General features: G+C 68.4%; 16 protein-coding genes. 12 read left to right on the forward strand and 4 right to left on the reverse strand.

Translation table 11 applies throughout. The annotated features are described in order from the left end of the window. Positions 1-36: 36 nt before the first annotated feature. The gene (aceE, locus tag CW359_RS20505) at positions 37-2,769 is read right to left on the reverse strand and encodes a pyruvate dehydrogenase (acetyl-transferring), homodimeric type (protein WP_105971450.1); all 2,733 of its coding nucleotides are present in this window, start codon (positions 2,767-2,769) and stop codon (positions 37-39) included. Positions 2,770-3,247: 478 nt separating this feature from the next. Here aceE and CW359_RS20510 point away from each other — a divergent pair, with 478 nt between their 5' ends. From CW359_RS20510 to CW359_RS20535, 6 genes are all read left to right on the forward strand, one after another. Beyond that, positions 3,248-3,685, forward strand: coding sequence for a DUF3052 domain-containing protein (locus tag CW359_RS20510; RefSeq protein ID WP_198655303.1), 438 nt, complete (start codon positions 3,248-3,250; stop codon positions 3,683-3,685). A gap of 140 nt (positions 3,686-3,825) precedes the next feature. After that, positions 3,826-4,284, forward strand: a complete 459-nt coding sequence (locus CW359_RS20515; RefSeq protein WP_105971452.1) for a peroxiredoxin — start codon at positions 3,826-3,828, stop codon at positions 4,282-4,284. 123 nt (positions 4,285-4,407) lie between these two features. Beyond that, positions 4,408-4,983, forward strand: coding sequence for a TerD family protein (locus CW359_RS20520; protein WP_105971453.1), 576 nt, complete (start codon positions 4,408-4,410; stop codon positions 4,981-4,983). 169 nt (positions 4,984-5,152) lie between these two features. Continuing rightward, entirely contained in the window at positions 5,153-5,728 is a 576-nt protein-coding gene (locus CW359_RS20525; RefSeq protein ID WP_105971455.1) for a TerD family protein, read from the forward strand. A gap of 50 nt (positions 5,729-5,778) precedes the next feature. Continuing rightward, entirely contained in the window at positions 5,779-6,927 is a 1,149-nt protein-coding gene (locus CW359_RS20530; protein WP_105971456.1) for a DUF475 domain-containing protein, read from the forward strand. 124 nt (positions 6,928-7,051) lie between these two features. Continuing rightward, complete coding sequence (locus CW359_RS20535; RefSeq protein WP_105971458.1) at positions 7,052-7,789, forward strand: TerD family protein; 738 nt, start codon at positions 7,052-7,054, stop codon at positions 7,787-7,789. A 99-nt stretch (positions 7,790-7,888) separates the two neighbouring features. On the opposite strand, the gene CW359_RS20540 is transcribed toward CW359_RS20535, so the two are convergent. Next, positions 7,889-8,623 carry a TerD family protein gene (locus CW359_RS20540; RefSeq protein ID WP_105971459.1) on the reverse strand — a complete coding sequence of 245 codons (735 nt, stop codon included), beginning with the start codon at positions 8,621-8,623 and terminating at the stop codon, positions 7,889-7,891. Positions 8,624-8,818: 195 nt separating this feature from the next. Here CW359_RS20540 and CW359_RS20545 point away from each other — a divergent pair, with 195 nt between their 5' ends. From CW359_RS20545 to CW359_RS20555, 3 genes are read left to right on the forward strand one after another with little or no spacing between them, the layout of a single operon-like run. Next, the gene (locus tag CW359_RS20545) at positions 8,819-9,991 is read left to right on the forward strand and encodes an HpcH/HpaI aldolase/citrate lyase family protein (protein ID WP_105971461.1); all 1,173 of its coding nucleotides are present in this window, start codon (positions 8,819-8,821) and stop codon (positions 9,989-9,991) included. Between the two features lie 41 nt (positions 9,992-10,032). Then, entirely contained in the window at positions 10,033-12,543 is a 2,511-nt protein-coding gene (locus CW359_RS20550; protein ID WP_105971463.1) for a phosphoribosyltransferase, read from the forward strand. Then, positions 12,540-13,346 carry an HAD family hydrolase gene (locus CW359_RS20555; RefSeq protein ID WP_105971464.1) on the forward strand — a complete coding sequence of 269 codons (807 nt, stop codon included), beginning with the start codon at positions 12,540-12,542 and terminating at the stop codon, positions 13,344-13,346. The genes CW359_RS20550 and CW359_RS20555 overlap by 4 nt, the downstream gene beginning before the upstream one ends. On the opposite strand, the gene CW359_RS20560 is transcribed toward CW359_RS20555, so the two are convergent. Both CW359_RS20560 and CW359_RS20565 read right to left on the reverse strand, forming a co-directional pair. Beyond that, positions 13,343-14,029, reverse strand: coding sequence for a DedA family protein (locus CW359_RS20560; RefSeq protein WP_105971465.1), 687 nt, complete (start codon positions 14,027-14,029; stop codon positions 13,343-13,345). The genes CW359_RS20555 and CW359_RS20560 overlap by 4 nt on opposite strands. A 58-nt stretch (positions 14,030-14,087) precedes the next feature. Beyond that, positions 14,088-14,309, reverse strand: coding sequence for an FmdB family zinc ribbon protein (locus CW359_RS20565; protein WP_105971467.1), 222 nt, complete (start codon positions 14,307-14,309; stop codon positions 14,088-14,090). Positions 14,310-14,561: 252 nt separating this feature from the next. On the opposite strand from CW359_RS20565, the gene CW359_RS20570 reads away from it, so the two are divergent. The 3 genes from CW359_RS20570 to CW359_RS20580 all read left to right on the forward strand — a co-directional run bounded on the left by CW359_RS20570 (position 14,562) and on the right by CW359_RS20580 (position 19,210). Next, positions 14,562-16,520, forward strand: a complete 1,959-nt coding sequence (locus CW359_RS20570; protein ID WP_232838487.1) for a transglycosylase domain-containing protein — start codon at positions 14,562-14,564, stop codon at positions 16,518-16,520. A gap of 40 nt (positions 16,521-16,560) precedes the next feature. After that, complete coding sequence (locus CW359_RS20575) at positions 16,561-17,856, forward strand: polysaccharide deacetylase family protein (RefSeq protein ID WP_105971470.1); 1,296 nt, start codon at positions 16,561-16,563, stop codon at positions 17,854-17,856. Positions 17,857-18,010: 154 nt separating this feature from the next. Continuing rightward, positions 18,011-19,210: an amidase domain-containing protein gene (locus CW359_RS20580; RefSeq protein ID WP_232838488.1), complete on the forward strand. Its 1,200-nt coding sequence runs from the start codon at positions 18,011-18,013 to the stop codon at positions 19,208-19,210. Positions 19,211-19,271: the final 61 nt, after the last annotated feature.

The raw sequence follows: 19,271 nt of genomic DNA on the forward strand, positions 1-19,271 counted from the left end.
ACCAGCCACAACGAACCGCCAGCCGAAGTACTACAACTACGCGTCGCCACCTGCCGCACCCGGGTCAGCCGCAGCCACATCCAGCAACTGATACCGATCAATCGCCTGCTTCAGCACCGACCGATCAACCTTCCCCTCCCGAGCCAACTCCGTAAGCACCCCCACCACGATCGACTGAGCGTCGATGTGGAAGAACCGCCGAGCGGCCCCACGAGTGTCGGCGAACCCGAACCCGTCCGCCCCCAGCGACTGGTAAGTCCCCGGCACCCACCGAGAGATCTGGTCCGGAACAGACCGCATCCAGTCGGAAACGGCCACGAACGGACCCTCGGCGCCGCTCAACTTCCGCGTCACATACGGAACCCGCTGCTCCTCCTCCGGGTGCAGCAGATTGTGCTGCTCCACCGCGACCGCCTCGCGCCGCAGCTCGTTCCAGGAGGTCGCGGACCACACGTCCGCCTTGACGTTCCAGTCCTCGGCGAGGATCCGCTGCGCCTCCAGCGCCCACGGCACAGCGACCCCGGACGCGATGACCTGCGCCGGAATGGTGCCCGAAGTCCCTTCGCCCACCCGGTGGATGCCCTTGAGGATGCCGTCGACATCCACATTCTCGGGCTCGGCCGGGTGCTGGATCGGCTCGTTGTAGACGGTGAGGTAGTAGAAGACGTCCTCACTGTCCGGCCCGTACATGCGGCGCAGACCGTCCTGCACGATGTACGCGATCTCGTACGAGTACGCCGGGTCGTACGCCACACAGCCCGGGTTCGTCGAGGCGAGCAGCTGCGAGTGGCCGTCGGCGTGCTGCAGACCCTCGCCGGTCAGAGTCGTACGGCCCGCGGTCGCGCCCAGTACGAAACCGCGCGCCAACTGGTCGGCCATCTGCCAGAACTGGTCGCCGGTGCGCTGGAAACCGAACATCGAGTAGAAGACGTAGACCGGGATGAGCGGCTCGCCGTGCGTGGCGTACGCCGAACCCGCCGCGATCAGCGAGGCCGTGCAGCCCGCCTCCGAGATGCCGTCGTGCAGCATCTGGCCGGTCGGCGACTCCTTGTACGCGAGGAGCAGCTCGCGGTCCACGGCCTCGTACTGCTGGCCGAGCGGGTTGTAGATCTTCGCGCTCGGGAAGAACGAGTCCATGCCGAACGTGCGGTACTCGTCCGGCGCGATCAGCACGAAACGCCTGCCGATCTCCTTGTCCCGCATGAGGTCCTTGAGCAGCCGGACGAACGCCATGGTCGTGGCGATCGACTGCTGGCCCGAGCCCTTCTTCACACTCGCGTACGTCTTCTCCGGCGGCAGCTCCAGCGGCTTGGCGCGGACGACGCGGGTGGGGACGTAACCGCCGAGGGAGTTGCGGCGGTCGTGCATGTACTGGATCTCCTCCGAGTTCCGGCCCGGGTGGTAGTACGGCGGTGCGCCGCCCTCCAGCTCCTGGTCGGAGATCGGCAGGTGCAGCCGGTCGCGGAAGCCCTTGAGGTCGGCGACCGTCAGCTTCTTCATCTGGTGCGTGGCGTTGCGGCCCTCGAAGTTGGGGCCGAGCGTCCAGCCCTTGACCGTCTTGGCGAGGATGACCGTCGGCTGGCCCTTGTGCGCCTTGGCCGCCGCGAACGCCGCGAAGATCTTCCGGTGGTCGTGGCCACCGCGCCCGAGGTGCAGCACCTGGTCGTCGCTCATGCCCTCGACCATCGCGCGCAGCCGCGAGTCGTCACCGAAGAAGTGGTCGCGGATGTAGGAGCCGGTCTCGGTGGCGTACGTCTGGAACTGCCCGTCGGGGGTGGTGTTCATCTTGTTGACGAGCACGCCGTCCCGGTCCTGCGCGAGCAGCGGGTCCCAGCTGCGGTCCCAGACCAGCTTCACGACGTTCCAGCCGGCGCCCCGGAACTGCGACTCCAGCTCCTGGATGATCTTGCCGTTGCCGCGCACCGGGCCGTCGAGCCGCTGCAGGTTGCAGTTGACGACGAAGGTCAGGTTGTCGAGGCCCTCGCGGGCGGCGATCGACAGCTGGCCGAGCGACTCCGGCTCGTCCATCTCGCCGTCGCCGAGGAACGCCCACACATGCGACTTGGAGGTGTCCGCGATCCCGCGCGCCTCCATGTAGCGGTTCATCCGCGCCTGGAAGATCGCGCCGAGCGGGCCGAGGCCCATCGAGACGGTCGGGAACTCCCAGAAGTCCGGCATCAGGCGCGGGTGGGGGTACGAGGACAGGCCGTACGGCGCCTTCGACTTCTCCTGGCGGAACGCGTCGAGCTGCTGCTCGCTGAGCCGGTCCAGGAGGAAGGCCCGGGCGTAGATACCGGGGGAGGCGTGGCCCTGGAAGAAGATCTGGTCGCCGCCGTCGCCCTCGTCCTTGCCCCGGAAGAAGTGGTTGAAGCCCACGTCGTAGAGGGAGGCGGAGGAGGCGAAGGTCGCGATGTGGCCGCCGACGCCGATACCGGGCCGCTGGGCGCGCGAGACCATCACGGCCGCGTTCCAGCGGGTCGCGTTGAGGATGCGGCGCTCGATCTCCTCGTTGCCGGGGAAGAAGGGCTCGTCCTTCGTCGCGATCGTGTTGACGTAGTCCGTGCTCCGCATCTCGGGCACGGCCACGCGCTTCTCGCGGGCCCGCTCGATCAGCCGCAGCATCAGATAGCGGGCCCGCTCCCGGCCGCGTTCGTCAACCGCGGCGTCGAGGGAGTCGAGCCACTCCTGGGTTTCTTCGGGATCGAAGTCAGGAACCTGACTCGGAAGGCCGCCAATGATGATCGGGTTGCGATCTGATCCGGAAGCCACGCTGTTCCTTCGCTCTCGGGAGACTTGTTCCGGGGCACGCTGTGGGCCTGTCCCGGGGCTGCGAATGCACTGGCCCCATCGTGTACCCCGAGGCCGGGTACGTCACCTCTACTCAGAGGTAGCCCCGGAGGAGATGTCCGGGCCGGGTGTGGGCCGGGGTGGTCGCAGCCAAATCGCAACGATACGCCCAGTCCGTGACGTGTTCCGTAAAGCGATTCGGATCTCGCACGTATGTGTGAGAGGTTCGGGAGCCACCGGTGAGCAGCAAAACCGCAAAGCGGGCAGAATGGCGTGACGTGGGTCACTTGTTCCCGGGAACCGCTGTCTGAAGTTGCGGCGACACCGCCAGGATCGTCACCGTTTCGGCGGTCTGAACGGCCGGGTACTTGCGCGATCCGCCCCGCCCGTGTGGACTACGGCCAATGCTTCGCGCACGCGCGTGGCTGGACATTTCTCGAACATGATCAGGAGGCAACCCGTGAGCGCGACCGCGGACCACGCGGAGGAGCGGACTAACCCTGCCGCAAGGCTGGGGTTCCTGCCCGAGCAGGTGGTCCAGGAGATCGGCTACGACGACGACGTCGACCAGGAGCTCCGCGAGGCCATTGAGGAAGTCATCGGCAGCGATCTCGTGGACGAGGAGTACGACGACGTCGCAGATGCCGTGGTGCTGTGGTTCCGCGACGAGGACGGCGACCTGACCGATGCGCTGGTGGACGCCACCACGTACATCGAGGAAGGCGGCGCGATCCTGCTCCTCACGCCCAAGACGGGCCGTGACGGCTACGTGGAGCCGAGCGACATCTCTGAAGCCGCGACGACGGCGGGTCTGTCGGCGACGAAGAGCGTCAGTGTGGGCAAGGACTGGAGTGGGAGCCGCCTGGCGACACCCAAGGCAGCCAAGTCCAAGAAGTAGGCAGTGACCGTGGCCGAAGCGGGCCGTCGTCCGGGGGCTGCCGCCCCCGGACCCCCGCTTCGGCCCTGAACGGGCCTCCCGCGATCGGTGGTCACTAGGGTGTCCTCACCCGAACAGCCCACCGAAGGGATGCAGGAATCATGGCGATCGAGGTCGGCGACAAGGCCCCGGACTTCGAGCTCAAGGACAACCACGGCGCCACCGTGCGGCTCTCGGACTTCCGCGGCGCGAAGAACGTGGTGCTGCTCTTCTACCCCTTCGCCTTCACCGGCGTCTGCACCGGCGAGCTGTGCGCCCTGCGCGACAACCTGCCGAGGTTCGCCGACCGCGACACCCAGCTGCTCGCGGTCTCCAACGACTCCATCCACACCCTGCGCGTCTTCGGCGAGCAGGAGGGCCTCGAATACCCCCTGCTGTCCGACTTCTGGCCGCACGGCAACATTTCGCGCGCGTACGGCGTCTTCGACGAGGACAAGGGTTGCGCGGTGCGCGGGACCTTCGTCATCGACAAGGAGGGTGTCGTGCGGTGGACCGTCGTCAACGGCCTGCCCGACGCGCGCGACCTGAACGAGTACGTGAAGGCACTCGACACCCTGTGATTCTTCGGGTCCAAGCCCTGCGAGGGGCGGGAACCCGTCACTAGGATCTGCACGTTGATCCGATAACGGCGCACGACGGGGCACACCGCCCCCGGCGGCAGACGAGACACCAATGGAGGACTCGTGGGAGTCAGCCTCAGCAAGGGCGGCAACGTATCGCTGACGAAGGAGGCCCCGGGTCTCACCGCGGTCATCGTCGGTCTGGGGTGGGACATCCGTACCACCACCGGCACCGACTTCGACCTCGACGCCTCCGCGATCCTGACGGGCGCGGACGGCAAGGTCAGCAGCGACGCCAACTTCGTGTTCTTCAACAACCTCAAGAGCCCGGACGGCTCGGTCGAGCACACCGGTGACAACACCACCGGTGAGGGCGAGGGTGACGACGAGCAGATCAAGGTCAACCTCGCGGCGGTCCCCGCCGACATCGACAAGATCGTGTTCCCGGTCTCGATCTACGACGCCGAGAACCGCCAGCAGTCCTTCGGCCAGGTCCGCAACGCGTTCATCCGCGTCGTGAACCAGGCCGGCGAGGCCGAACTGGCGCGCTACGACCTCTCCGAGGACGCCTCGACGGAGACCGCCATGGTCTTCGGCGAGCTGTACCGGCACGGCGCGGAGTGGAAGTTCCGCGCCATCGGCCAGGGGTACGCGTCGGGCCTGCGCGGCATCGCGCAGGACTTCGGGGTGAACGTCTGAGCCGGACGTCCTCCGGCTCCGAGGTCCGGCGTCGCATCTCCCGGTGCGGCGCCGGACGCGCTCGGTTCCACGATGTCCGGTACGACCGCGATCTCCGGTAACACCACGATCTTCAGTACGACCACGATCTTCGGCATGACCAGGCTTCACCTCGGGGAGGACCAGCAGCATGGGCGTCACACTTGCCAAGGGGGGCAATGTCTCCCTCTCCAAAGCCGCACCGAACCTCACCCAGGTGTTGGTCGGGCTCGGCTGGGACGCGCGTTCCACCACCGGCGCTCCGTTCGACCTCGACGCCAGCGCGCTGCTGTGCGGCGGCGGTCGGGTCCTCGGCGACGAGTGGTTCATCTTCTACAACCAGCTCACCAGCCCCGACGGCTCGGTCGAGCACACCGGCGACAACCTCACCGGTGAGGGCGAGGGCGACGACGAGTCGCTGATCGTCGACCTCTCCAAGGTGCCGGCCGCCTGCGACAAGATCATCTTCCCCGTCTCCATCCATGACGCGGACAACCGCGGCCAGACCTTCGGCCAGGTCAGCAACGCCTTCATCCGGGTCGTCAACCAGGCCGACGGCCAGGAACTGGCGCGCTACGACCTGAGCGAGGACGCGGGGACCGAGACCGCGATGATCTTCGGCGAGCTGTACCGCTACCAGGGCGAGTGGAAGTTCCGTGCAGTAGGACAGGGGTACGCGTCGGGTCTGAGGGGCATCGCTCTAGACTTCGGAGTCAACGTTTCGTAAAGCCGAGTACGGCAGCGGGGGAGACCCGTAAACACACGATTGGGTAGCCAGTGATTCTGAAAACCTTCGGCTGGTCGTTCGCGGTCACCGCGCTCGGCCTGGTCGCGGCGGTCTTCTACGGGGGGTGGACCGGCTTCGGTGTCGTGGCGATCCTCTCCATCCTCGAAATCTCGCTGTCCTTCGACAACGCGGTGGTCAACGCCGGAATCCTGAAGAAGATGAGTGCCTTCTGGCAGAAGATCTTCCTCACCATCGGTGTCCTCATCGCCGTCTTCGGTATGCGGCTCGTCTTCCCGGTCGTGATCGTGGCCATCAGCGCCAAGATCGGTCCCATCGACGCGGTCGACCTCGCGCTCAACAACAAGGACCACTACCAGGAACTGGTCACCGACGCCCACCCGGCGATCGCCGCCTTCGGTGGCATGTTCCTGCTGATGATCTTCCTCGACTTCATCTTCGAGGACCGTGACATCAAGTGGCTCGGCTGGCTGGAACGCCCGCTCGCCAAGCTCGGCAAGGTCGACATGCTGGCGGTCTGCATCGCGCTGATCGTCCTGCTCGTCTCCGCCATGACCTTCGCGACCAACGCCCACCAGCACGGCGGCGCCCATGTCGACAAGGCACAGACGGTCCTCATCTCCGGTGTCGCCGGTCTGATCACCTACATGATCGTCGGCGGACTCTCCGGCTACTTCGAGAACAAACTCGAAGAAGAGGAGGAGCGAGAGCACGAGGAGGAGGAAGAGGCCGAGCGCACCGGCAAGAAGAAGCCGGCCATCGTCCTCGCCGGCCAGGCCGCGTTCTTCATGTTCCTCTACCTCGAAGTCCTCGACGCCTCCTTCTCCTTCGACGGTGTCATCGGCGCCTTCGCCGTCACGAACGACATCGTGCTGATGGCCCTGGGCCTCGGTATCGGCGCGATGTACGTCCGTTCGCTGACCGTGTACCTGGTCCGCCAGGGCACCCTCGACGACTACGTCTACCTGGAGCACGGCGCGCACTACGCGATCGGCGCCCTCGCCGCCATCCTGCTCATCACCATCCAGTACGAGATCCACGAGGTCATCACCGGCCTCGTCGGCGTCGTCCTCATCGCCTGGTCCTTCTGGTCCTCGGTGCGCCGCAACAAGGCGCTGGCAGCGGCAGAGGGAAAAGCGACGGGCTCGGACGAGAAGACTGAGGTCCCGTCCGGGGTGTGACAACCTCCGCAGTGAGGGAACGCTCTGAGCGGGGCGGCTACGAGGAATCGTCCTCGTAGCCGCCCCGCCGCGTTCACGGGCGGCGGAGTGACGGAATTGCGGGGGCGGGACAGGTGGGGGCGGGATGAGTTTCTGGGAAGATCTGTGGCGCAGGCGCCAGGCGGACTTCGACGCCGGCAGCGCGGCGAGCAACTCCATCGAGCTGACCAAACGGCACCAGCGGGTCTCACTCACCAGGCAGGGCGCGGCCACCGGCCATCTGCGCATCAACCTGTCCTGGCGGATGCGTACGTCGGACATCGGCGGCCCCAAGCGGCAGAGCCTGTGGCGGCACCCCTTCCAGGCCCTGAAGCCCGAGGAAGTGCAGGGGCACACCCAGAGCATGGTGAACGTCGACCTCGACCTGGGCATCCTGTACGAGCTGGCGGACGGCACCAAGGGCGTCGTACAGCCCCTGGGCGGCTTCCTCGGCGACACCAACGCGCCGCCGTACGTGAAGCTGAGCGGGGACGACCGGTTCGGGTCGGCGTCCGGGGAGACGGCGTACGTCAATCTTGATCACCGGGACGAGATCAAGCGGTTGCTGGTCTTCGTCTACATCTACGACCAGACGCCGGCGTTCGACCGGACCCACGCGGTCGTCACGCTCTACCCGAGCAACGGGCCGCGGATCGAGATAGGCCTTGACGAGCGGCACTCGCAGGCGCGGTCGTGTGCGGTCGTGATGATCGAGAACGTGAAGAACGAGCTGATCGTCCGGCGGGAGGTCAAGTTCGTCTACGGGTTTCAGGCGGAGCTTGATCGGTTGTACGGGTGGGGGTTGCAGTGGGGGCGGGGGTACAAGAGCAAGGCTGAGCGGTGATCTTGGGCGCCTCTGAACTCGGGGGGTTCTGTTCGATGGCGGGTGCGGGTTCGTCGTGGTTGCTCGCGCAGTTCCCCGCGCCCCTTTGGGGCGCTCCCCTCAGCGTCCGATGAACTGTGGCCCTTGCGGCGGCAGGCTGAAGTCCGGGTACGGCGGGGACTGGGGTACCGGTACCGGCTGGGGGTAGCCGTACGCCGGCTGCGGGGGGAGTGTCGGGGGCTGCTGGACCGTCGTGGCCGCTGAGGGGTCCGCTGTCGGGGTGGCCTCCGGGAAAGGGGCCGTCGAGGGGGGCTGGTCCTCCACCGAGATGCCGAAGTCCGTCGCCAGGCCCTCCAGGCCGTTCGAGTAGCCCTCGCCCAGCGCGCGGAACTTCCAGCCCTCGCCGCGGCGGTACAGCTCGCCGCAGATCAGGGCCGTCTCCTCGCCCGTCTCCGGCTTGACGTCGAAGTACGCCAGCGGTTCGCCGTCCGCGACGGTGGCGTCGTACAGCAGGATGCGCAGGGAGCGTACGCGGTCGAACGCGACGCCGTCCGCCGAGGCGACCAGCAGAATCTGTCCGACTCCGGACTCGACACCGGTCAGATCCGTCTGGATCGTGTCGGTCAGACCCTCGGCCACCCGTTTCTTGCCGAGCCGCCAGACCTTGCCCGAGGGGTGCCGGGGCTGGTTGTAGAAGACGAAGTCCTCGTCGGAGCGCACACGACCGTCGGGGCCGAGGAGCAGCGCCGAGGCATCGACATCCGGAACCCCCTGCCCGGGCGTCCAGCGCAGCACGGCGCGCACCGTCGTGGCTTCGAGCGGGACGTTCGATCCCTTCAGCATCGCGTGCGTCATGCGGTCATCCTGCCCTCTCGGTCCTGGTCACGACAACGCGGGGGCATCGGTTCTGCGTGTTCGCGTTACCTGAACTTCATTCCCGGTGGGAACCCTCGACATGGATCCCTACGTACTATTACCGGCCACCCATAAACACCCGGCACACATCCGATCAACACCCGACCGGCAGTCCAGCCGCCACAGGGGAGTCTCATGCGTCATTTCGGGCACATCGCCCCCGAGGTACGACAGCGTCTGTTCCACCAGGAGCCGTGCGAGTTCACCGCCGCCTCCCCGGCCCGGCTGCTCTCCGCGGCCCTGGGCGCGACCCTGTACAGCCCGGCCACCCGCCCGCGTCTCGCCGACGCCGTCGTCAAGCAGGTCGCCCGCGGTGTCGTCTCGATGGTGCTGTGCCTGGAGGACTCGATCGACGACTCGGAGGTCCCGGCCGCCGAGGAGAACCTCGTACGGGAGCTGGGTGTGCTCGCCGAGCGCCCCGACGCCGCCACCGGGCTGCCCCTGCTGTTCGTCCGGGTGCGTACGCCCGAACAGATCCCCGACCTCGTCCGGCGCCTCGGGCCCGCCGCCCGGCTGCTCTCCGGCTTCGTGATGCCGAAGTTCACCGAGGAACGCGGCATGCCCTTCCTGGAGGCCCTCGCCGACGCCGAGGCCGCCAGCGGCCACCGCCTGTTCGGCATGCCCGTGCTCGAATCCCCCGAGCTGATGTACCGCGAGACGCGCGTAGAGACCCTGGAGGGCATCTCCCGCGCCGTCGACAAGTACCGCGACCGCGTCCTCGCCCTGCGCCTCGGCGTCACCGACTTCTGCTCCTCGTACGGCCTGCGCAGAGCCCCCGACATGACCGCGTACGACGTCCATGTCGTCGCCTCCGTCATCGCCGACGTCGTCAACATGCTGGGGCGGGCCGACGGCACCGGGTTCACCGTCACCGGGCCCGTCTGGGAGTACTTCCGGGTGCAGGAACGTATGTTCAAGCCGCAGCTGCGCCGCAGCCCCTTCCTGGACGGCCAGGCCGAGGAACTGCGCGAGAAGCTCATCGAGCACGCCATGGACGGGCTGCTCCGCGAGATCAGCCTCGACCAGGCCAACGGACTGCTCGGCAAGACCTGCATCCACCCCTCGCACGTACTGCCCGTGCACGCCCTGTCCGTGGTCAGCCACGAGGAGTTCAGCGACGCCCAGGACATCCTGCGGCCCGAGCGCTGCGGCGGAGGTGTGCTGCGGTCGGCGTACACGAACAAGATGAACGAGGTGAAGCCGCACCGCGCCTGGGCCGAGCGGACGCTGCTGCGCGCCGAGGTCTTCGGCGTCGCCAACGAGGACATCGGCTTCGTGGAGCTGCTCACGGCAGGTATCCCCGACTGACCCGATCGTCCTTCCCCCCAACCACCATCCACTAGGGACTCATGAACAACGCTGTGCACAACGGGGTCTGGTCCGGCACCTGGGTCGCCGAGCGGCTCGGGGTCGAGCTGGTCGGCGGCGACGACCTGCGCGAGATGCTCGGACTGGCCCTGCGGCGCAACCCCAAGCGGGCGCACCTGCTGGTGTCGAACGTGCTCGGCAAGCACGTCCCGCAGTCGCCCGCCGTCGTCTACGGCCACGGCTTCGCCCTGGGCGAGCGGGTGCGCGAGCTGCTCGGCGCCGACGAGTCCCGGCGCGCGGTCGTCCTCGGGTACGCCGAGACGGCCACCGGGCTCGGCCACTGCGTCGCCGACGGCGTGGGCCTCGCGCCCTACCTGCACTCCACCCGGCGGCCGGTCGAGGGCGTGGCCCGGGCGGGCGGCTTCGAGGAGTCCCACTCGCACGCCACCTCCCACCTCCTCCTCCCGGAGAACCCCGCGCTGCTGGCCGGCCCCGGCCCCCTGGTCCTGGTCGACGACGAGTTCTCCACCGGCAACACCGTCCTCAACACCATCCGCGCCCTGCACGAGCGCTACCCGCGAGAGCGGTACGTCATAGTCGCCCTGGTCGACATGCGCGCCCCGGCGGACGTGGCCCGCCTGGACGAGTTCGCCGACGAGATCGGTGCGCAGATAGACCTGGTGGCGGCGGCGAACGGCACCGTAAGCCTGCCTGAAGGGGTCCTGGAGAAGGGCCAGCAGCTGGTAGCAGAGTTCGAGGCCCCCCACCCAGGGGCGCGGGGCTCTGTTGAATTTGCGGCTACCGCCGCGTGGGCGCGACAAGCCACGACGGCGCCGCAGCCGCCACACAACCGCTCCACCCGAGTCGATCTGCGCTGGCCGGCACGACTGCCGGACGGCGGCAGACACGGCTTCACCCCAGGCCACCGAATACGCCTGGAGACCGCCCTCCCCACGATGGCCGCAAGCCTCGCCGAAACCCTCCCCGAAAACGCCCACCGCATCCTGGTCCTCGGTTTCGAAGAGCTGATGTACGCGCCCCTCCGCCTCGCCCTCGAACTGGAACAGGTCGCGCAGGGTGTCGAGGTCCGCTACTCGACAACCACCCGCTCACCCGTCCTCGCCGTGGACGACCCGGGCTACGCCATCCGCAGCAGCCTCGTCTTCCCCGCCCACGACACCCCCGCCGACGGCCCCGGCGAGCGCTACGCCTACAACGTGGCCGGCGCCGGCTTCGACGCCGTCGTCGTGGTCGTCGACTCCACCGCCGACACCCCCGAACTGCACGCCCCCGACGGTCTGTTGGCCACGCTCGCCGCGCACACGCCGAACGTCGTGCTCGCCGTCGTCCCCTCCTACGTACCCGCACTTCCGCACGTACCCGAAAGGCCCCGCATGCTGCCAGAGCCCCTCCGCGGACCCGCGTTCTCCTCGTACCCACCGGACGAGGTCGGCTGGCTGCTGCGGGACCTCTCGGACGTCAGCCTGGAGGCGCCGACCGAGGAGCGCGAGGAGGCGATCCAGGCGGGCGGCGCGCACTACGCCGAGTCGCTGCCGGTCGAGTACCAGCCCAGCGACCAGTACCAGGAGCTGTTCCGCGCCGCCCTCGATACCTCCGCCGCCCGTATCGCCCAAGCCGTGGGCGCCGTAACGGAGTTGGTGCTCGCGGAGCGCTCGCCGCGTCCCGTGCTCGTGTCGCTCGCCCGGGCCGGAACGCCCGTCGGTGCGCTGATGCGGCGCTGGGCCCAGCACCGGCACGGGCTCGAACTGCCGCACTACGCCGTCTCGATCGTCCGGGGCCGGGGCATCGACGCCAACGCGCTGCGCTGGCTCGCCGCCCACCACGACCCCGCCGACGTCGTGTTCGTCGACGGCTGGACCGGCAAGGGCGCCATCACCCGCGAACTCGCCGACGCCATCGAGGAGTTCGAGGCCTCCGACGGCATCACGGGCTTCGACCCGGAGATCGCGGTCCTCGCCGACCCGGGTTCATGTGTCCGGACGTACGGCACCCGCGAGGACTTCCTCATCCCCTCCGCCTGCCTCAACTCCACCGTGTCGGGGCTGATTTCACGGACCGTGCTGCGCGCCGACCTCGTCGGCCCGGGCGACTTCCACGGTGCCAAGTTCTACCGCGAACTCGCCGGCGCCGATGTCTCGGTCGACTTCCTCGACGCGGTCTCCGCCCGCTTCCCCGAGGTCGCGGACGCCGTCGGCACGGCGGTGAAGGAGCTGCTGGCCGCCGACCGCAGCCCGACCTGGGAGGGCTGGGCGGCAGTCGAGCGCATCAGCGAGGAGTACGAGATCCACGACGTGAACCTCGTCAAGCCCGGCGTCGGCGAGACCACCCGGGTGCTGCTGCGCCGCGTCCCCTGGAAGATCCTGGCCCGGGCCGGGGCGGGCGCCGACCTCGACCATGTCCGGCTGCTCGCGGAACAGCGGGGCGTACCTGTCGAGGAGGTCGCCGAACTCCCGTACACCTGCGTCGGGTTGATCCACCCCAAGTACACGCGCGGCGCGACCGGTGCCGACGGCAAGGCGGTGTCCGTATGAGTCCCGTGCTCGTCGCCAGCGATCTCGACCGTACGCTCATCTACTCCGCCGCGGCCCTCGCGCTGACCATGCCGGACGCCCGCGCGCCCCGGCTGCTCTGCGTCGAGGTGCACGAGGCCCGGCCGCTGTCCTACATGACGGAGACCGCCGCCGGGCTGCTCACCGAACTCGGGGACGCGGCCGTGTTCGTGCCGACGACCACCCGGACCCGTAAGCAGTACCAGCGGATCAATCTGCCGGGTCCGGTACCGAAGTACGCGATCTGCGCGAACGGCGGGCACATCCTCGTCGACGGGGTCGCCGACCTGGACTGGCACGCGAGTGTGCAGGCGCGGCTGGCGGCGGAGTGCGCGCCGCTGGACGAGGTCCGCGACCATCTCGCGGCCACCGCCGATCCGCTCTGGGTGCGCAAGCACCGTATCGCCGAGGACTTCTTCGCCTATCTCGTCGTCGAGCGCGAACTGTTGCCCGAGGAGTGGGTGAAGGAGCTGGCGGTGTGGGCGGAGAACCGGGGGTGGACGGTGTCGTTGCAGGGGCGCAAGATCTATGCGGTGCCGAAGCCGCTGACGAAGAGTGCGGCGATGAGGGAGGTCGCGCGGCGTACCGGTGCGACGCTCACTCTGGCTGCCGGTGACTCCCTGCTGGACGCCGATCTGCTGCTTGCCGCGGATCGTGGGTGGCGGCCTGGGCATGGGGAGTTGGCGGAGACGGAGTTCGTGGCCGAGACGGTTACCGCGCTTCCCGAGCGGGGGGTTGCTGCGGGGGAGCGGATTCTTCGGGAGTTTCTTCGGGAGACTCGTTAGGGGTTGTCGGGGGGCTGCTGCGCCGTCGTGGCTTGGCGCGCAGTTCCCCGCGCCCCTTTGGGGCGCTCCCCTGAGCGGCGTTTGATTCGTACCGTTACGAAGGCGGCCAGGGCCAGCGCCGCTCCTGCCAGTACCACCTTCGAGTACGCGGAGACGACTGTCGTCACCTCGGTCCAGTTGTCGCCCAGCGAGTAGCCCGCGCAGACGAACGCCGTGTTCCACAGGGCGCTGCCCAGGGTGGTGAGGGTGAGGAACACCGGCAGGGGCATGCGTTCCACGCCCGCGGGGACGGAGATCAGGCTGCGGAAGACCGGGATCATGCGGCCGAAGAACACCGCCTTCGTGCCGTGGCGCAGGAACCACGCCTCGGTCTTCTCGATGTCCGTCACCTTGACCAGCGGCAGCCGGGCGGCGATGGCCACCGTGCGGTCGCGGCCGAGCAGGGCGCCGACGCCGTAGAGGGCGAGTGCGCCGATCACCGAGCCCGCTGTCGTCCAGAGCAGGGCGGCGAGCAGGGTCATCTGGCCCGTGCTCGCCGCGAAACCGGCCAGCGGCAGGATGACCTCGCTCGGCAGCGGTGGGAAGAGGTTCTCCAGCGCGATGGCGAGACCCGCGCCGGGGGCGCCCAGCGTGTCCATGAGGTCGGCGACCCATTGCGGGGCGCCCGGCGTGGCTGTCGTCATACGGCCACGCTAGGGAAGCCAACCTGAAGGGACCCTGAACCTCCCCTACGGGCGGTCCCTAGCCGCAGCAGCCCCCGCCGCAGCAACCGCCCCCGCCGCCCCCGCCGCTCGGGCGGGCGGCCGGTGCGGAGGCTGAGCCGCCGACGGCGACCGTCGACAGCAGCTTCACGGTGTCTCCATGACCGGAGGGGCAGTCCGCGGGCGCGGCCGACTCGGCCATCGGGCGGCTCAGTTCGAAGGTGTCTCCGCAGGTGCGGCAGCGGTACTCGTAGCGAGGCATGCGGACAGGTTAATGCCCATTTGCTCGGGCCGGGCGACCGGGGTTTCGGCCCTGTCTTCTTTTGTTCATTCCCCATGTGGAGACCTTGCGAAGATCGCTGGTAATTTGTGTACGCCGCGATGAGCCGTGTGGCCGGGGAATTCGGGGTTTTCGTGGAGTGCGGAGGACTGTGTCGTGACTCATGAACCGGGTGAATCGGACGTCACTCTGCAATTACGGATACCCGTTCCGGGAAACAGGCGTAAAGCCCGATTGGCTCGTAAAACCCGCAGATTCTCCCTTCCCGCACCGAAGTATCCGCGACCCGGCCGCACCGGCTGGCGGCGCTGGATACCCTCCTGGCGGCAGTGGACGGGCGGTGTCCTCGCCTCCGTGGGGCTGAGTGCGCTGCTCCTGGGTATCGCCTACGCGGCCACCGACATTCCCGCCGACCTCAACACGTACGCCACCCAGCAGGACAATGTGTACTTCTGGGCCGACGGCACTCCTATGGCCCGTACCGGCTTCGTCCAGCGGCAGGCGATGCCGCTGAACGAGATTCCCGAGGATGTCCGCTGGGCGGTGCTCGCCGCCGAGAACGCGAGTTTTTACAGTGATTCCGGCATTTCCGTCAAGGGCATCAGTCGCGCCCTTTTCCGTACCGTCGGCCAGGGCGACACCCAGGGCGGATCCACGATCACCCAGCAGTACGTCAAGAACGTCTACCTCAGCCAGGAGCAGACGGTCAGCCGGAAGTTCACCGAGGCGATGATCGCCCTCAAGCTCGACAACCGGATGAGCAAGGACGACATCCTGGAGGGCTACCTCAACACCAGCTGGTTCGGCCGCGGCTGCTACGGCATCCAGCGCGCCGCCCAGGCCTACTACGGCAAGGACGTCAGCGAACTCGACGCGAGCGAGGGCGCGTTCCTCGCCTCCCTGCTCAAGGGCGCAGGGCTCTACGACCCCACCCTGAGCGCCGCCAACCGGGCCCGGGCCGAGGAGCGCTGGGCCTGGACCCTCGACCGGATGGTCGACCTCGGCAGACTGACCAAGGCCGAGCGGGCCGGGTACACGGAGTTCCCCGAGCCGCTGAAGAGCAACCCGCTGTACGACACCGGCGAACAGACCGACTACCTGGTGGAAGTGGCCTCGCAGTACGCCAAGAAGGCCGGCGGGATCTCCGACAAGGACTTCGACCTCGGCGGCTACCAGGTCTACACGACCTTCGACCGCACCCGGGAGCGCAAGCTCGCCGACGCCGTGACCAAGGCCCGCAAGCAGGCCGTCCAGGACGACCCGAGCGCCGCGAAGACCGCGCACTACGGCGCCGCCTCGGTCACCGCCGACGGACGGGTCCTCGCGGTCTACGGCGGCCCCGACCACCGTACCCAGGGCTACAACGAGTCCAACTCGACCACCGTGCCAGCCGGTTCGGCCTTCCTGCCGTTCGTGTACGCCGCGGGCCTCGAACACGGTGTCACCAAGAGCCGCGACGAGGAGGCGACACGTGTAACGGGGGAGACCCTGTACGACGGGAACGACGACGTGCCGGTGACCACCCCCGAGGGCCCCTACTGGGACCGCAGCGGCAGGAAGGTGGCCGCCAGCAACGACGGCGACCTCTCCTACGGGCAGATCTCCCTGCGCCGGGCGCTGGAGCTGTCGGTGAACACGCCGTTCATGCAGCTCGGCGTGGACACCGGCCTCGACAACGTCCGTGCGACCGCCGAGGCCGCCGGGCTGCTGCCCGCCAGCATCGGGGCACAGGTCCCCGCGCTGTCGATGGGCACCTCCACACCCAGCGCGATCCGGATGGCCGGCGGCTACACGACCTTCGTCGCGGGCGGCAAACGCACCGAGCCGTACTCGGTCCGCAAGGTCACCCACAACGGCCTCGGCGTCCCGCTGGACACCCCCAGGCCCACCCGCGCGTTCGGCGCCGACGTCGCCGCGGAGGTCACTTCCGCCCTCACCGACGCCTTCCGCACCGCCCACCCCGCCGCCGCGGCGTCCACCGACGCGACGGTGACCGGGAAGGCGGGCACCACCTCGGACGACACCGCCTCCTGGTACGTCGGCACGCACAAGTTCGTGTCCACGGCCGTCGTCGTCTACCGCATCGACCTGGCCAAGAGCCTCGAACCGCTGCCGCTGAAGGGCCTCGCAGGCACCGCCGACGACAGCGTTCCGTACGGCATCTGGTCAGGCGCAATGGGACCGCTCGGCTGACCACCGGCGGGGCCCCCACCCCCCTCGAAATGAGCAGCACATGACACATCCGTCGGGCCGCCGTCGCAAGGCCCCGGCAACGCCTCCCCCCGTCAGCAACCGCCCGCGGATCGCGGCGTATCTCGTCGTCGCGTCCCTGACCGTCGCCTCCCTGACCGCCGGATACCTGACGCTGGTCCGCGCCGACCGGACCGTGCCGACGGCCTCCGTGGGGCACGAGGGAACCACCAAGGCCTCCGCGAAGGCGACCCAGGAACCGCAGTGGGACGGCAGGACCGAGGTCCTCGGGGACGGTTCCACCTCCTACACCGGGCCGCAGCAGGGCCGGTTGAAGCCGGTGCCGCTCAAGCCCGGTGAGAAACCACCCCAGTTCGTCGTCTTCTCCTGGGACGGCGCGCTGTCGGGCGACGACGAACTCTTCGCCCACTACCTGGAGTTGTCCGAGAAGTACAACGCCAACATGACGTACTTCCTCACGGGCATCTACCTGCTGCCCAAGGACAAGGCCGACCTCTACCAGCCCCCGCAGCACCCCGAGGGCTCGGCGGCGATCAGCTACGCCACCGACGACCACATCCGCACCACCCTCGAACAGCTGGGCAGGGCCTGGGAGTCGGGCAACGAGATCGGCACCCACTTCAACGGCCACTTCTGCGGCGAGAAGGGCGGCGGCGACTGGAGCGTCGCCGAGTGGAAGAGCGAGATCGACCAGTTCTTCTCCTTCGTGGAGAAGTGGAAGACCAACACCGGCTACACCGACCTCGATCCGCTGCCGTTCGACATCAGGGAAGAGGTCACAGGCGGGCGCGCGCCCTGCCTGGAGGGCCAGGCGAACCTGCTGAAGGCCGCCGAGAGCTACGGCTGGCGCTACGACGCCAGTTCGGCCGGTGACTTCCAGATCTGGCCGGCGAAGAAGAACGGCATGTGGGACTTCCCGCTGCAGATGCTCCCCTACGAGGGCGGCGACTACCAGGGCCTCTCCATGGACTTCAACTTCCTCTACAACCAGTCCGACGGCGAGACCGACGGCGCCCCGGCCAACTACCCGCAGTGGCAGCAGGAGACCGTCGACTCCTACATGGCCGGCTTCGACCGCGTGTACTACGGCAGCCGCGCCCCGCTGTTCATCGGCAACCACTTCGAGGACTGGAACGGCGGCATCTACATGAAGGCCGTCGACGAGGTCATCGCGACCATGTGCACGAAGGCGGAGGTCAAGTGTGTCTCCTTCAAGGAACTCGCCGACTGGCTCGACGTGCAGACCCCGGCGACGCTGGAGCGGCTGCGCGGCCTGGACCCGGCGCAGTCGCCGGACTGGTCGACCGTTGTGAAGTGATCGTCCCGACCTGACAGTCCTGACCTGATTGTCCGTCAACTTCCTTATGAGTAAAGGGAGTTCAAAGGGCATCCCCCTTCACGGGGCCTTCACAGGGCATGCAAAAATTCCACGACCCGGCATCCCCCATCGCCGGGCCAAGAGGGGAACATTCGTGAAGTCAAGCAACATGGGCCGTACGCGCCGACGCGCCGCCATAGTCGTCGCGGCGGCTGCCTCGGCCGCCGTGGGAGCGACGCTGCTGCCGGCCGCGAGCGCGAGCGCGGCGGACCGGCAGGTGGACCAGCGGACCAGGGCCACCTTCCAGCGGCTGGCCGACGCGGTCCTCACCGACCGTACGGACGCGCTGGTCGACCGCGGACAGGGCACCCGGAAGAAGCCGCTGACCAACGGCTTCTCCGGTCACGTCCGGCTGTCCGCCGCACTGGCCCGCAGCGAGGGCACCGCGCTGTCCTCGCTGGAGACCCGCAGGAACCGGCTCGCCGCACTCGGCGAGAAGTACGGCAAGGCCGACACCGCCGTCACCCTGAACAGCACCCGCCTCCAGGGCGGCAAGGCCGAGGTCGAGGTCACCGAGACCACGACCCTGACGTACAAGAAGGTCCGCGGCGACGAACCGGCGACCACCGGCTTCCAGGCCCACCACCGGCTGACGTTCACCGCCGACGCGCGCGGCGACTGGCAGCTCACGGGCATCCGGAACACCGACCCGGCCGCCGGTGTCGCGGTGAACCAGCCGACCGCCGACGCGACCGCCAAGCCGTCCGTCTCCGCCATGGTCGCGACCGTGGCCGCCGCCGACGACACCATGCCCAACGCCCCCCGCGCGGCCCTCACCCGCCCGGCCCCGGCCAACGCCAAGACCCTCACCGGCGGCGCCTACGACTACAAGGCCATGGCGACGTACGCGGAGAAGTACTGGAGCACCTACAACCCCGACTACCCCAACTTCAACGGGCACGGCGCGGGCGGCGACTGCACCAACTTCGTCAGCCAGTCCCTGAAGGCGGGCGGCTGGAAGCACGCGCCCGGCTATGTGTACGACTACACCAAGTGGTTCGGCAACGCCGAGATCCAGTCGGACTCGTTCGTCGGCGTCAACGAGTGGTCCTGGTTCGCCCAGAACTCCAAGCGCACCAAGAGCCTCGCGAACGTCTACCAGATGGACGTCGGTGACGTCCTCCAGATGGACTTCGACCGGGACGGCTCCAAGGACCACACGATGATCGTCACGTACCGCAACGCCCAGGGCGTGCCGTACCTGACCTACCACTCCGCCAACACCTACCGCAGGTCGCTGGCGAGCATCATCTCCTCGGAACCCAACGCCTGGTACTACGCCTACCGCACCTGACCGGCCCGCCCCCGCCGCTCCGGCCCCCTCCAGGGCCGGGCGGCGGTCGCGGCAGGTGGTG

This window comes from Streptomyces geranii (assembly GCF_002954775.1).
GTDB classification, from domain to species: Bacteria; Actinomycetota; Actinomycetes; order Streptomycetales; family Streptomycetaceae; genus Streptomyces; species Streptomyces geranii.